The 14,824-nt window shown below is 58.5% G+C and carries 13 protein-coding genes; 12 read left to right on the top strand and 1 reads right to left on the bottom strand.

Features of this window, described 5'->3' with window-relative positions:
- The first annotated feature begins 48 nt into the window (after positions 1 to 48).
- The 10 genes from IE093_RS16685 to IE093_RS16640 all read left to right on the top strand — a co-directional run bounded on the left by IE093_RS16685 (position 49) and on the right by IE093_RS16640 (position 11,436).
- Positions 49 to 1,083: a GlxA family transcriptional regulator gene (locus IE093_RS16685; RefSeq protein ID WP_229803673.1), complete on the top strand. Its 1,035-nt coding sequence runs from the start codon at positions 49 to 51 to the stop codon at positions 1,081 to 1,083.
- A 200-nt stretch (positions 1,084 to 1,283) separates the two neighbouring features.
- Positions 1,284 to 2,174, top strand: coding sequence for a 4-hydroxy-tetrahydrodipicolinate synthase (gene dapA, locus IE093_RS16680; protein WP_189471166.1), 891 nt, complete (start codon positions 1,284 to 1,286; stop codon positions 2,172 to 2,174).
- Between the two features lie 24 nt (positions 2,175 to 2,198).
- Positions 2,199 to 3,527: an NAD(P)/FAD-dependent oxidoreductase gene (locus IE093_RS16675; RefSeq protein ID WP_189471164.1), complete on the top strand. Its 1,329-nt coding sequence runs from the start codon at positions 2,199 to 2,201 to the stop codon at positions 3,525 to 3,527.
- A gap of 25 nt (positions 3,528 to 3,552) precedes the next feature.
- Positions 3,553 to 5,058, top strand: coding sequence for an aldehyde dehydrogenase (locus IE093_RS16670; protein WP_189471162.1), 1,506 nt, complete (start codon positions 3,553 to 3,555; stop codon positions 5,056 to 5,058).
- 266 nt (positions 5,059 to 5,324) lie between these two features.
- The gene (dctP, locus tag IE093_RS16665) at positions 5,325 to 6,359 is read left to right on the top strand and encodes a TRAP transporter substrate-binding protein DctP (protein ID WP_189471161.1); all 1,035 of its coding nucleotides are present in this window, start codon (positions 5,325 to 5,327) and stop codon (positions 6,357 to 6,359) included.
- 77 nt (positions 6,360 to 6,436) lie between these two features.
- Positions 6,437 to 6,958 carry a TRAP transporter small permease gene (locus tag IE093_RS16660; protein WP_189471159.1) on the top strand — a complete coding sequence of 174 codons (522 nt, stop codon included), beginning with the start codon at positions 6,437 to 6,439 and terminating at the stop codon, positions 6,956 to 6,958.
- 45 nt (positions 6,959 to 7,003) lie between these two features.
- Complete coding sequence (locus IE093_RS16655; RefSeq protein WP_189471157.1) at positions 7,004 to 8,302, top strand: TRAP transporter large permease; 1,299 nt, start codon at positions 7,004 to 7,006, stop codon at positions 8,300 to 8,302.
- Positions 8,303 to 8,349: 47 nt separating this feature from the next.
- Positions 8,350 to 9,402, top strand: coding sequence for a proline racemase family protein (locus IE093_RS16650; RefSeq protein WP_189471155.1), 1,053 nt, complete (start codon positions 8,350 to 8,352; stop codon positions 9,400 to 9,402).
- A 36-nt stretch (positions 9,403 to 9,438) separates the two neighbouring features.
- Complete coding sequence (locus IE093_RS16645) at positions 9,439 to 10,431, top strand: Ldh family oxidoreductase (protein ID WP_189471153.1); 993 nt, start codon at positions 9,439 to 9,441, stop codon at positions 10,429 to 10,431.
- 417 nt (positions 10,432 to 10,848) lie between these two features.
- On the top strand, positions 10,849 to 11,436 hold the full coding sequence (locus IE093_RS16640) for an enolase C-terminal domain-like protein (protein WP_189471151.1): 588 nt from the start codon (positions 10,849 to 10,851) through the stop codon (positions 11,434 to 11,436).
- Here IE093_RS16640 and IE093_RS16635 read toward each other — a convergent pair.
- A complete protein-coding gene (locus tag IE093_RS16635) occupies positions 11,345 to 12,298 on the bottom strand; it encodes a LysR family transcriptional regulator (protein ID WP_189471149.1) in 954 nt (317 codons plus the stop codon). The two genes, IE093_RS16640 and IE093_RS16635, sit on opposite strands and share 92 nt — an antisense overlap.
- Positions 12,299 to 12,448: 150 nt before the next feature.
- Between IE093_RS16635 and IE093_RS16630 the strand changes: the two genes are divergently transcribed.
- Together IE093_RS16630 and IE093_RS16625 are read left to right on the top strand one after the other, a co-directional pair.
- Positions 12,449 to 13,576 carry a 4-oxalomesaconate tautomerase gene (locus tag IE093_RS16630; RefSeq protein ID WP_229803671.1) on the top strand — a complete coding sequence of 376 codons (1,128 nt, stop codon included), beginning with the start codon at positions 12,449 to 12,451 and terminating at the stop codon, positions 13,574 to 13,576.
- Positions 13,577 to 13,640: 64 nt separating this feature from the next.
- A complete protein-coding gene (locus IE093_RS16625) occupies positions 13,641 to 14,759 on the top strand; it encodes a Bug family tripartite tricarboxylate transporter substrate binding protein (RefSeq protein WP_189471148.1) in 1,119 nt (372 codons plus the stop codon).
- Positions 14,760 to 14,824: the final 65 nt, after the last annotated feature.

The following is a 14,824-nucleotide window of genomic DNA, read 5'->3' as shown; positions in this document are numbered from 1 at the left end:
CATTGATGCATGCTTGACATGCGACGTTGTCGGGGCCCCTGGAGTGACATGATGAGCGCCTCCTTCAAGAGCTTGTTGAAACGCAAGAACATGGCACACCTCAACGCGGAGGAGGATTCAAGGCCGTGTCCTGCGGTGCGACGAGTGGCGTTCGTGCTCCTGGATAACTTCTCTTTGATGGCCTTCGCCGGAGCGGTGGATGCCTTGGTAACCGCCAACCTGATGACTCGGGAACCGCTGGTCGAGGTACTGGTGGTCGGTGCAACGAGCGATTTGGTCGTCAGCGATCTGGGCACCTCCATCTCGACGGATTGCCAGCTATCGGGGCTTCAGGAACAACGGCTGGACCTGCTCATCATGTGTGGTGGCTTCCGTGTGCGCTTGCAGAGCTCGCCATTGATCCGCTCCACGCTACGCAGCTTCGATGCCGCAGGCACGACCTTGGGAGGGCTGTGGAACGGCTCCTTCTTTCTTGCCGATGCGGGAGTGCTGGATGGCCATGACTGTGCAATACATCCCGACTCCCGGGCCATGCTGATCGAGTCATTTCCCGGCGTACGCCTGTCCAGGCATTCCTATGTGCTGGACAGGAAACGGATCAGCTGCGCCGGTGCCAATAGCTCGCTCTCCATGATGCTGGACTGGTTGAGACGTGATCATGACCAGAGCTTTGTCGATGCGATCGAGGAAATACTCAATTGTGACAAGACTCAAGAGGTGATGGATGTTTCCGTCCTGAGCCTCGATCGTGATCCTACCCTGCCGCAAGCCCTGAAACTGGCACTGGAGCTGATGCATAACAATATCGACGAACCTCTTTCGGTGGACGAGATAGCCCGCTGGGTCAACATCTCCCGTCGTCAGCTCGAACGGCTCTTCAGTCGTTATGTCGATGCCTCCCCGTCCCGCTACTATATTGAGCTCCGCGTGACTTACGCTCGGCAACTGCTGCAGCAGACCAACAAGTCCATTGCCGATATCGCGGTGGCCAGTGGTTTTACCAGTATTACCCACTTCCGTCATTGCTTCCGCCAATTCTTTCATGTCGCCCCCGCGAAGTTCCGAAGGCAGCGCCAGTCCTGAAGTCTTTGGCCTGACTTTTCGTAAGGGATAAGCATTCCACATCGACCTGTCGGCACCGCGTGGCGCTTTGCTACGAAGGTATGACCATAACGTCTGGTCATGATTTGCCGGGATTAAATGTTGCTTTTTCGGGGCGAAGTTGCCCGCTTACCATCAGTTTTACCGACCAATCTTCCAGCAAACAATCACAAGGTGATTTCATGAACTTCGATGGTATCTGGACACCCGTCGTAACTCCTTTCGCCCAGGGCGGCTCCATTGAGCTCGACACGCTGGGGAAGGTGGTCGACACGCTGATCGACCAAGGGGTGCATGGCCTGATCATCGGCGGCACGACCGGCGAGTACTATGCCCTCAGCAAGGAAGAACGCAAGCAGGTCTTCGACTTCGTGGCCGGCCATGCCAAGGGCCGCATCCCGATCATGGCGGGCATCAATGCCACCACGACCGAGGACAGCCTGGAGCTTGGCCAGCATGCCAAGACTGCCGGTTTCGATGCCATTCTCGTGGCGGCTCCCTATTATTGCCAGCCGACACAGGAAGAGTTGCTGACCCATGTCCGTCGTGTCGACGATGCCCTCGACATGCCGATCATGCTCTACAACTTTCCCGACCGCACCGGCACCCCGATGAGCCTCGAGTTCATCGAGGCCCTACGCGAGCGTCCGAACTTCCAGGCGATCAAGGAAAGCACCGGCTCGATCGAGCGGATGCATGCGCTGGCGACCGAGTTCCGTGATCAGCTGCAACTGAGTTGCGGCATGGACGACCAGGTGCTGGAGTTCTTCGTCTGGGGGGCGCGGAGCTGGGTCTGCGGCGCCTCCAACTTCCTGGCCCCCGAACACGTGGCGCTGTACCAGGCCTGTGTCGTCGACCAGGACTTTGTCGCCGGCCGGGAACTCGCCATGCGGCTGTTGCCGATGCTCAACCTGCTCGAGCAGGGCGGCAAGTTCTGCCAGTACATCAAGCACGGCTGTGAACTGGCGGGTCTGTCTGTTGGGCCTGCGCGGGCCCCGCTGCTACCGCTGAGCGAAGCCGAGAAGGCCAGCTTCCGGCGTACCTATGATGCCCTGGTTCAACACCGCGGCTGACATCTTGCGCTGGAGATTCGCCCCATGCAGCTGACATGCCATTTCCTGCCCCAGAACGACGGGCGTTGTGGCTGGTACGAGACACTGCCCCCGCCGCCCGCTTCGACACCACTTCAAGGGGAAGTGAAGGCAGACTGGGTGGTGCTGGGGGCGGGGCTGGCCGGCCTGGCCGCCGCTCGGCGGCTGGCCGAGCTGCAGCCGAACGCCGCCATCGCCCTAGTGGATGCCCGGCGTGTCGGTTTCGGCGCCGCCGGGCGCAATTCCGGTTTCATGGTGGACTTGCCGCATAACCTGAATTCGCATAGTTACACCGGCGATCAGTCGGCCGATCGCAAGCTCATCCAGCTCAACCGGGGGGCGATCGACTACATGCGTGAGATCGTGCAGCGCCATGCGATCGAGTGCGACTGGCGTGAGCAAGGCAAGTTGCATGGGGCGGTGGAGGCGCATGGGCTGCGCGCCCTGGAAACCTTCGCCAAGGGGCTCAGTGCTCTCGGCGAGCCCTACCGCGAACTCGATGCCCGGGAGATGCAGGCGGTGACCGGCACCGACTTCTATCGGGCCGGACTGCATGCGCCAGGCGCCGTGCTGGTTCAGCCGGCTGCGCTGGTACGTGGACTCGGCACCAGCTTGCCGGAGAACGTCCGCCTCTACGAGGACAGTCCCGTCCGCGAGATCAACGTCGGCAAGCCTCATACGCTGGTCACCGACACGGGGCGACTCAAGGCGCCCCGGCTGGTGCTCGCCAACAACGCCTATGCCGCCCAGTTCGGCCAGCTCGGGCTCAAGGGGCGCCTCCTGCCCGTCTACACCTACGGCAGCCTGACCCGGCCCCTCAACGAGCAGGAGCGAGCGGACCTGGGCGGTGAGGAAAGCTGGGGATTGATCCCGGCCGACCCGATGGGCACGACGGTGCGGCGTATGGGAGGCGGGCGCATCTGCATCCGCAACTCTTTCACCTATAACCCGAGTGTTCGGGCTAACGGAGGAACGCTGGAAAGCGTGCGCGCCGCCCATCGACGCTCGTTCGACAGGCGCTTCCCCATGCTGCGGGGAGTCGAACTGGAATACACCTGGGGAGGCGCACTGTGCCTGACCCGCAACGGAGGCACGCCGTTCGGCGAGATCGCCCCGGGCGTCTACAGTGCCGTCTGCCAGAACGGACTGGGCCTGACGCGCGGCACGATCTCCGGAAAGTTGATCGCCGAGTACGCGCTCGGCGTCGAGAGCGAACTGCTCGATATCATGCTGGAACAACCCAAACCCGCTGCCAATCCACCCGAACCGTTCCTCGGCCTGGGCGTGCGCTCGACTCTTGCCTGGAAGGAGTGGCAAGCCGGCAAGGAACTCTGAACCATCCGACACGAGGAGAACAACAATGTCCGATACTCTGACTCCGGACGCCATTGCGCGTCAGATCGAGCAACTCGAATATCGTAACCTGGCCTTCATCGACGGTCGCTTCGTTCCCGCAAGTTCAGGCGAAACGTTCGACACCCTGAACCCGGCCACCGGGGAACTCCTGACCCGGGTAGCCGCCTGTGACGGCGCCGATGTGGACCTCGCTGTCCAGGCCGCCCGCCGGGCCTTCGAGGCCGGGGTCTGGTCGGGACTCCCCCCCGCCGAGCGCAAGGCCATCATGCAGCGCTTCGCTGACCTGATCGAGGAACACTGCCTCGAACTAGCCGTCCTGGAAGCCTTGGAGGCGGGCAAGCCGATCGGCGAATGCTTCAATGTCGATATCCCCGATACCGCCAACACCATCCGCTGGCATGCCGAAGCCGCCGACAAGCTCCACGACGCCGTGACGCCCACCGACAAGAGCGTCCTGTCCATCGTCAAGCGTGAGCCGATCGGGGTCGTCGGCGCCGTGCTGCCGTGGAACTTCCCCGCCATGATGGCCGGCTGGAAGCTGGGACCGGCCCTGATCACGGGTAACAGCGTGGTACTCAAGCCCGCCGAGCTGACGTCGCTCAGCACGCTGCGGCTCGCCGAGCTGGCCCATGAGGCCGGCATCCCGGCCGGCGTGTTGAACGTGGTGCCGGGGCTCGGTCATGTGGCCGGCAAGGCCATTGGCCTGCATCCCGACATCGACCTGGCCGCCTTTACCGGTTCCACCGAGGTGGGCCGGCGGTTCCTCGAGTACTCGGCGGCGAGCAATCTCAAGCGCGTGGTGCTGGAGTGTGGTGGCAAGAATCCGCAGGTGGTCATGCCCGATGTCGGCGACCTCAAGACCGTGGCGAGCAATGTCCTGGCCGCCGCCTTCTGGAACATGGGGGAGAACTGCTCGGCGGGCTCGCGGCTGATCGTGCATCGCTCGGTGAAGGACGCACTGGTCGACGAGATGCAGCGCCAGCTCGAGGAGGAGTGGGTCACTGGTGATCCCCTCGACCCCAATGTGCAGCTCGGCGCCCTGATCGAGAAAGATCACATGGACAAGGTGCTGGCCCATATCGAGCGGGCCAAGGTCGACGGGCTGAAGCTGATAACGGGCGGTAGCCGTATCCGTGAAGAGAGCGGCGGCTACTTCGTCGCCCCGACCATCTTCGATGACGTGCCGCAGGATGCCGGGGTGGCGCGGGAGGAGATCTTCGGACCGGTGCTGGCGGTCATTCCGTTCGATACCGAAGAAGAAGCCATCGCCATCGCCAACGATACCTGCTATGGCCTGGCGGCCTCGCTGTGGAGCGAAGACCTCAACACCGTGCATCGCATGGCCGCGGCCATTCGAGCCGGAACCGTCTCCGTCAATTGCTTCTCGGAAGGCGATATCACCACGCCATTCGGCGGGTACAAGCAGTCCGGCTTCGGCGGGCGGGACAAGTCGGTCTATGCCCATGACCAGTACTGCGAGCTCAAGACGACCTGGATCCAGTTGTCTTGACGCGTCGCTGAGCACGCAACATAGCGTGATCCTTACCTGCCATCCCTGCTTGCCGGGGATGGCAGCTTGCTCGCCGATAGCGAACATCAGCATGTGGCGATTAATGTCTGCCCATAAGTCATGGCAACGATAACCTCAGGTTATGTTTTGCGCTGAAGAAAAGTCGTTTCCATTACCTCCGCCACAGTAATAGCTTGAATACATGCTTGGCCATGGCCAAGCAAGAGATGGATCCTAACTACAATAGCTCGTCTGGAGAAGGTGTTATGACATTAAAAAGCTCAATAAAAGTTAGCTCAAGCGTAGCCGCAGTATCGGTTATCGCCGCTCTTGGTTTCTCAGCTTCCACTTGGGCAAGCGATGAGGAATTAAAGCTTACGATAGCAACGGAGGCAGGCGACCGGGAATCGCCCCAAGGCCAGGCAGTAAAAAGAATCTCTGATATAGTCGCAGAGCAATCTGATGGAAGAATTACCATGAATGTCTTCTATCAGGGGGAGATCGGTGGACCTCAGGAGCTTTTTGACCAGTTGTCCAGAGGCAACATCGACCTCTTTTTGGGCTGGCCTCAAACGTCCTACGATGAGCGGCTTGGCGTACTAACGCTGCCCTATCTGACCTTGGGTTGGGATGAAGCACTAGATGCCTATGGCAAGGATGGCTGGATCTCGGAGGTCATTGATCCCATCCTTTCGGATATTGGTCTGGAATATCTGGGGCCCTTTCCGGAAGGCTTTGGCGGTATAGCCACAGCGGATACCTATGCCACTAACTACGAGGAAGCGCAGGAGAAGGGGATCAAGCTCCGGTCACAGCCCATCTTCCCGCTGCCTCAAACGATACAGGCCATGGGGTTCCAGGCCGTTCCCATCGACTGGTCCGAGGTCTACACGTCCATCCAGACCGGGGTCGTCGATGGCGATTCGAGTAATGTGATCTACTGGGACTATACCTATTTCAACGACCTGCTCGACTATTTCGTTCACTCCAAGCATAACTTCTCATTCTATACCTTCCTGATGAATCAGGATTCCTGGAATGCACTCGACGAAGAAGATCGCGGGATCATCGCGGATGCCGTGGAAATCGTCGTCAATGAGCAGTTCGAGAATGCCAGGGAAGAGGATGAAAAGTGGATCCAGACGGCCCAGGAAGAGGGCATGGAATATATCGTGCCGTCCGATGAAGAGATGGCTGCCTGGATCGAACGGGTCCGCGAGACAGTGTGGGTCGAGGCGGAGGAGTCCCTAGGGGCGGATGTCATGAGCGCTGTCCGCGAGCATGCATCAGAACCTAAATAAATAATACCTGCCGGGTGACACGGAGTGGTTCCTGCTAGTGAGGGCCACTCTGTGTTCGATACCTTTGGGGTAACATCATGAAAATCATTATGGATTACTTAACCCGCATCGATAATGCGCTCGCATTTATTATAAAGGTTGCCGTTACGGTGCTGGGCCTTTTCATCGCTTTTTCCATGGTAGGCGGCATAGTATTCAGGGCGCTGCTTGGCGTGCAGGTATTCGGCCTTGAGGAGCTGGTGTTGATGGCCGCCATGTGGCTGTACATGCTCGGGGCGGCCTTGGCCTCGCGGGAGCGGTCCCATCTCAGTGCCGATTTCTTTCAAGCCTTTTCCGATAACGAGGCCTTGCACGACACAATGAGGCTTATTGCCACAATCCTGTCGGTAGTAATGGCGGCTTTTTTCGTTAACTGGAGCTACAGCCTTTTTTCCTGGGGTTTCGAGAAGGGGCAAGTCACACCGGTGTTCGGTATTCCGCAATACATTTCTCAAGGAAGCCTCCTCGTTGCGAGTATTCTGTTGTTGCTCTACGTGCTCCGGGACTTCATTCATGATGTCAGCAAGCTATTCAGAAAAGCTAAAGCTGTAGCCCAATAAGTCGTCTTTCCTCAAGAGACTTCCTGACAATAATCGGAGAAACATATGGGTGCCTTGTTAGCGATAGGTGCAGTCATACTGTTAATGATCATAGGCGTGCCAGTCGTATTCTCGTTCGCCGCCATGACTCTCGTACTCTCGTTCGCTTATGATGTCGATATATCGTCACTAATGACAACGGGCTTTTGGTCCATCAATTCCATTATCCTGCTGGCTCTCCCGTTATTTATCATGACAGGGTATTTGATGCAGTCAGGGGGGATTGCGGCCAGGCTCATACGCTTTGTCGAGGCAATCGTCGGCTCGTCCCGCAGTGGGATGGGGACCTCAATGGTGATGGCCTGTGGTGTCTTCGGAGCCATATCGGGGACGGCCTCGGCCGCAGTGGCCTCGATTGGCACCATCATGATCGACCCGATGGAAAAACACGGCTACAGCCGTCCGTATTCCACCGCTCTGGTCGGGATATCTTCGCTGCTCGGTCTGCTGATTCCGCCCAGTATCACCATGATCCTGTACGCGGTGGTGACCCGGCAATCCGTCGCGGCCGTGTTCTTGGCTACCATCGGGCCGGGTATTTTGCTGATGATATTCCTGTGTGTGATCAATGCTATCAAGATGCGCAGGAATCCCGCCTACAGCCCAGAGACGCTCACACTGAGTAACCGGTTCCGGAATATCGGCAGTACTGGCTGGAAGGCCTTCCCTGCATTGATGCTCCCGGTCATCATCCTGGGCGGCATCTACGGTGGCATCTTCACCCCCACCGAGGCGGCCGCCATCGCCGTCGTCTATGCCATTCCCGTCGGACTGTTCGTTTATCGTGACCTCAACCTGAAGGCCCTGGCACAGAGTTTCATCCATGCCGCCACGACCACCGGCGTCATCATGATCATTCTGCTCTTTTCCTTCGTGGCCAGTCGTATCTTCACCTTCGAGCGAGTGCCGCAGGAGCTGACCGAGGTGTTGCTCGAGGTGTTCCATAACAAGCTGCTGATTCTCCTCATGGTCAATATCTTCTTGATCTTGATGGGGATGATCATGGATGACGTGAGTGTCGTGGCCATCCTCAGCCCGCTGCTGTTGCCGGTCATGGAGAGCATCGGCATCCATCCGGTGCATTTTGCCGCCATCGTGGGCACCAGCGTCGTCATCGGATGCAATAGCCCGCCCATGGCGCCCATCCTGTTCATGAGCTGTCGGATCGGCAAGGTCGGGATGTCGCAAGTCATTCGGCCCGCCTTCAGCTTCATGCTGCTTGGCGCTCTGCCTGTGATGCTGATCACGACCTACTGGCCGGATCTGTCGCTCTTCCTGCCAAGGCTGCTCGGATACGTGAATTAATCGGACCCTCCATAGGCCACCACCAACAATATTCAAAGGGGGTAGAAATGGCATTCAAGAGAACCATACATGCCATAGATACGCACGCAGGTGAACCGATGCGCGTTGTCACTGGCGGTGTTCCAAACATCCCCGGCAAGACGGTGCATGAGAAGATGGTTTGGTTGAGAGAAAATGACGACCAGCTGCGTAAGCTAATGCTGCGTGAGCCTCGTGGTTATCCACCCCTCTGCTGCAATGTCATCGTTCCCCCATGCCACCCTGATGCCGATGCCGGCTATGTGATCATGGAACAGATCGAGTATCCGGTCATGTCTGGTGGCAACACCATTTCCGTGGCGACGGTGCTGCTTGAAATGGGAATGCTACCGATGCAAGAACCCGTTACGGAGCTTGTTCTTGAGGCGCCAGCTGGGCTGATTCGTATCAGGGCTGAGTGCAAAGATGGGAAGGTGAAAAACGTCACTTTCAAGAATGTTCCGGCATTTGCGGCCTACCTCGACGCAAAAATAGAGGTTCCTCATCTTGGCGAGGTGACTGTGGATGTAGGGTGGGGAGGGATGTTTTATGTTATTGCGGATGTCCGGCAGTTTCCTGGAGTGGAACTAATACCCGAGCATGGGGCGGAGATAGCACGGATTTCGGCCATGATCAGGCAGGCAGCTATCGAGCAGTTGCCAGTTGAGCACCCTGATTACCCGGGGATTGGGATCACGATATCACAACTTTCTGGGCCAGCAAGTAGCCCGGATGCCGACTGGAAGAATGCGGTGACAGTGGCGTCGGGTGACTTTGATTGGGACAAGCCCAGTACCTGGACAGGAGCCCTCGACCGGTGTCCATGCGGCACCGGGACATGCGCAAAAATGGCGGTTCTTCATGCCAAGGGGGAGCTGCCATTGAATAAGGATTTTCGCCATCAGGGAATCCTTGGCAACGTGTTTACGGGGAGACTTGTCGAGGAAACGAAAGTTGGTGAAAAGACAGCGGTAATACCTACTATCACTGGAACAAGTTGGATCTATGGGATCAATACTTATGTATTAGATAATGATGATCCCTTCATTGAAGGATTTTGCGTGCAGGACATCTGGGCTTGAGCCGATTTTAAAGTGAACATCGGGAGGTATCTTTTCTTGGATCAGCAGACACTTTCCGCCCACGATGCAGAGATATTGGCCGAACAGGCCTGTCTCGCCGCAGGCGCCAACCATGCCACCGCACGCTCCTTGGCAAGGGCAACGATTTCGGCTGCGCTTTTCGGACGTCCCGGTGTCGGATTCCCGCATCTCCTGGATTATCTCTCCAGCTTCCGCGCGGGACGCATCAATGGAGAAGCCGAGCCGAAAATCACTTCGCCCTTGCCCGCCATCATCCACTCGGACGCGGATGGAGGAATTGCGCAGCTCGGCTTCGACCGGGCAATGCCAACGCTTGTCGAAAGAACTCAGGAACTGGGCGTTACGATCTTTACCCAAGGCAACAGCTATACCACTGGTGAACTGGGCTACTATGTTCGCCGTCTTGCCCTGGAAGGACTGATCGCTTTTGCCGTGTCCAACAGCCCAGCCGTGGTCGCGGGCTCGCCCGGTGGCAAGATCGTTTTTGGCACCAATCCGATGGCGTTTGCCGCGCCTCTGGCCAACGTTAACGCTCCCCTTGTGATTGACCAGGCGTCCAGTGCAACGGCCTTTGTCAACCTGGTAAAAGCTGCGGAAGAAGGACGCAAGATTCCCGAAGGCTGGGCAATCGACGAAACGGGCAACATGACCACCGATGCAGCGGCAGGCCTGCGCGGTGCACTTTTGGCATTCGGTGGTACGAAAGGCGCAAACGTGGCGCTGATGATTGAGTGCCTCGCGGCCGGATTTTCCGGTGCCTCATGGTCGCTCGACATGCCGGATTTCCAGAACGGGGATCGGGTGATCGACGCCGGGCTGACGATCATTGCCATCCTGCCCACCGTTATCGACGACGATTTTTCTACCCGCCTGACCCAACAGCTTGACCGGATCGCCGAACGTGGTGCCTATGTGCCCGGGCGTCGTCCCGTGCGAAGCGATATTTCGGAAAAGGACCAAATTGCCATCGACACCGTGGTGCTTGAAAAGATCCGCCGCTCCTTGTGAGCGGCGGATGATGGGGCAGTCGCTAGGCACTGCCTTATTCTCACGAACCGGCCTACCTTGTGCTGAGCTGCTGTACCAGCATCACATCCAATGTGAGTGTGGAGTAGTCAGCAGCGTCTGGCCGGAATCGGTGTGTTTGGGCATAACATGGAGGTTATCCGTACTTTGACAAAAAAGTTGATTGAGCCCGGGTAGCGGCGTATTTAGACTCCGCAAAACAATAAACATACAGCCCTCGACAATAACGTAAGCATCTTCATTAGGCTAACCGAAAGTCTCTGCAGGCAACAGGCACCCTCGTTCACTTGATGGACGGGCGGTCTACCGATGGCAGAACCGGTCGGGACGGACAGCAGGACTTCATCGACAAGCGCTACGCCGGCAAGTTGGTGCTGGTACCCCCGCAGGAGAGTGCCCGTGAAGATTCGTGAGATCGAGGTCTATCAGGTCGACCTGCCCTATGCCGGCGGTACCTATCGCCTCTCGGGCGGTCGCAGCTACACCGGTTTCGATGCCACCCTGGTGTGCCTCCGCACCGATACCGGGTTGGAAGGCTGGGGAGAGTCCACCCCCTTCGGCCCCAACTACATCGCCTCGCACGCGCGCGGCGTCCGGGCGGGAGAATTCTTCATCGTCGACAGCAATGGTGGCCTAAGTGTCGAGCACCTGCTGTGCATGCTGAACCTGCTGCCCTCCGGGCTGGACTTCGTGCTGGAGGCACCCTGCGCCACCTGGCGCGAGACCCTGTCCCTGCGACGCCGTACCTCGGTCCCGATCATCTTCGATGAGTTGGCCACCGACGATGCCTCGATCATGCAACTGATTAGTGAGGATGCCGCCGAGGGCATTGACCTCAAGATCTCGAAGTGTGGCGGCGTGACCCGCGGGCGTCGCCAGCGGGACATGTGCCCCGTCACCGCCGCCTTCGAGGCGCCTCCCGAGCCGGCATCGTTGTCGCATGCGCTACATGTGAACTCCCCCAATGCTCGAGAAGCATATCGATAAACAACTGGGCGGTGCTGGAGATACTGTGCGAACTGCTCCTGACCAGACCGATGGTGCGCTGAATGCGGGGTTCGGGAAGCTCACGTGAGCAGAGCGTGTCATGGTCCGGGCCGGGCATCGTCATCCTGGGCAAGATCGCCACGCCTAACCCGGATTCGACCAAGCCAAGTGAGGTGGAAAGGTGCTGGACTTCGTAGAAGCTGTTCAGGCGGATGCCTTCGGCAGAAAGCGTATTGTCCAGTAGGGTGCGATTGCCACTGTCTCGACTCACGGTGATCAACCTAACCTGTTCAAGATCTGACCATTCGATGCGTTCTTTATCCGCGAGAGGATGGTCGGAACGTAGCGCCAGGACAAAGGGGTCTCTCAACAGAGGCGTGAATGAGACTTCCGGACTCTGTGTGCTGAACATGTTGATACCAAAATCGGCCTCGCCGCTGATCACCCTTTCCAGACCTTCCTTGGCACTCACATCGAGGATCCTGATGCGGATCCCCGGCCATGCCTCGCTGAAGCCACGGATCACACTCGGCAGGAAATAGAAGGCCGCGGTGGGTATACAGGCGATGGTGACCGTGCCCTTCTGGTGTGTGGCCAGCTCACGGATGCCCAAGATCGACGATTCGTACTCCTCGATCATGCGTCGTGCGCGAGGCAGGAAGTCCGCTCCGATCGGTGTCAGGCGGGTTCGACGAGTGGTGCGTTCCAGCAGTTCCACTTCCAGTAACTCTTCCAGTTTCTGGATTCGGCGCGTCAAAGCAGGTTGGGATAAATGCAGGCGCTGCGCCGCTTCATGGAACGTGCCCAACTCTGCAACCTGGATAAATGCCTGAAGATCAAGGAACTCGAGTCTATGCAACATGCCAGCATTCTTGCATCAAACAAGGAATATCAATAACACTAGCACATTAATCCACTTTACACATTAATTGAAATATATATTTGCATTTGAGACATCAAAAAAGCACTGACATGCTGTCACCACGATCTCCCAACGTGGAATGGCAAAACGATGATGAACAGCATTCCTTGCATGATCATGCGTGGTGGTACCTCCCGAGGGCCGTTCCTGCGTATGAGCGATCTCCCTTCCCAGCAGGAAGAACAAGCCGAGATACTGCTCAGCCTCATGGGCTCGGGTCATGCCTTGCAAATCGATGGCATCGGCGGGGGCGACCCTCTCACAAGCAAGGTCGCCATCGTGGAGCGCTCGTCCCACCCGGAGGCCGATGTCGACTACCTGTTTGCCCAAGTCGACGTTCTCAACCGGCGCGTCGACTTCAATCCGAATTGCGGCAACATGCTGTCTGCGGTTGGCCCTTATGCGATCGAGACGGGACTGGTGGAACCTCAGGATGGCAAGACCATCGTGCGAGTTCGCAACCTGAACACGCAGCGCCTGATCGAATGCCATGTGCCAACCCCCGGATGCCAAATCAGCTATGAGGGCGACACCCGCATCAGTGGTGTGCCGGGAAGCGCCCTCGGTATTCAGCTCAGTTTTCTGGATATCGTCGGGACCAAGACCGGCGCACTGCTACCGACCGGGGAGGCCAGCGACACGATCGATGGCATCGAGGTCACATGCCTCGATGCCGCAACCCCCATCATGATGATCAACGCCGCTGATCTCGGCCTCAGCGGCCGGGAGTCACCCGCGGAACTGGACGATCATCCCGCCATGCTGGAGCGTCTTGAGTTGATTCGACGCCAGGCCGGGTTACGTATGGGGCTGGGCGATGTCAGCGAGAGTGTATTGCCCAAGCCTGTACTGGTTTCCTCGCCGCGAGACGAGGCCCAAACGTTGTGCACCCGCTACTTCGTGCCTCATCGCTGTCACAAGGCCATCGCCGTCACGGGGGCCATTGCGGTCGCTACGGCGGTCAGTGTCCCTGGCACCGTGGCAAATCGGATAGCCATCGGGGCGGGGAAACTTAAGGCTGGTGGTCAGCTGTCGCAGGTGAGTCTGGAACACCCTTCTGGTGTCATCGATCTGGACGTCGAACACCGCAACGGGGATCCCTGCGATATTGCCCGTGTTTCCCTCATCCGCACCGCCAGGAAGATCATGAGTGGGACCATTTTCTACTCGCTTCCTTCCACACCCAGTCCGGATATGCTGACTTCAAAGGCCAGCTGAGTCCTCGTATCTACTGGGCCCTCACCACCAACCATGACAACGACAACACGCCAGGAGAAATGCCATGATGATCAAAAAGACTGCGACTTCTACTCTCGCGCTCGGACGGCTCAAGAGGGCCGCTTTGGTTGGGCTTGCGATCTTCGGGCTGAGCCTGACGGTCTCCGCCCAGGCCCAGGACGCCGAGGTGCCCGGTAACATCAAGTGGACCATCCCCTTTGGTGTCGGTGGAGGCACCGATGTGTGGGCACGCTTCTTCTCGCCCTGGCTCAGCAAGCAGCTGCCAGGAGAGCCGACCATCATGATCGACAACGTTCCCGGAGGTGGCTCCATCAACGGTGCCAACCTGTTCGCCGTACGCGCCAAATCGGACGGTAGCGACTGGCTGGGTACGTCGGCCTCGACCCAGTATCCCGCTATGCTCGATGACCCCCGCGTACGTTATGACTACAGTGAGTGGACTCCGATCCTGGCCACACCCACGGGGGGTGTCGTCTATGCCCAACCCAATCTGGGAGAAAATGCCGAGACGGCCCTCGAGGCCATGCTGGCACAACCGGTCAAACTGGCAGCACAGAACCCGACCGGTGTCGAACTGCCGGTGTTGATCGCCCTGGACATGCTGGGCGCCGACGTACAGGCCGTCTTTGGCATGCGTAGCCGGGGAGAGGGCCGCTTGGCGTTCGAGCGCGGCGAAGCCGACATCGACTTCCAGACCACTTCCGCCTACCTGAGTAACGTGACGCCGTTGGTAGAAGCCGGCAAGGCCGTGCCACTGTTCTCGCTCGGGGTCCTGAACGATGAAGGGAAGATTGTCCGCGACCCGGCCTTCCCCGATTTGCCGACCTTCAACGAGGTCTATCAGGAACTCAACGGCGAGGCACCATCGGGCAATGCCTATGAGGCATTTCGTAAATTCTTCGCCTCCGGCTATGCCCTTCAGAAGCTGATCATGGTGCCCAAGGATACCCCTCAAGCCCTGATCGACACTTACCGTCAAGCGGCCCGCGACTTCATCGATACCGAGCAGTTCAAGCAGGAAGCCGCTGCACAGTTAGGCCCCTATACGCCGGTCATAGGAGACACCGTCCAGCGGCACCTCGATGACGCCATGTCCATCGATGATGCTACGCGTGAATGGCTCGCCGATTGGCTGAAATCGGAGCACGGCGCCGAGATTTGACACCACGTAGGGGTTCCGCCGGTACCCGCAAAGGCTGGTGGTCCCCAGGCTCCACTCTCCTACAC

The organism is Litchfieldella qijiaojingensis, assembly GCF_014651875.1.
Taxonomy (GTDB): Bacteria; Pseudomonadota; Gammaproteobacteria; order Pseudomonadales; family Halomonadaceae; genus Litchfieldella; species Litchfieldella qijiaojingensis.
Note: the sequence above shows the minus strand (reverse complement) of the source record. Positions and strands in the feature narration are given on the sequence as shown.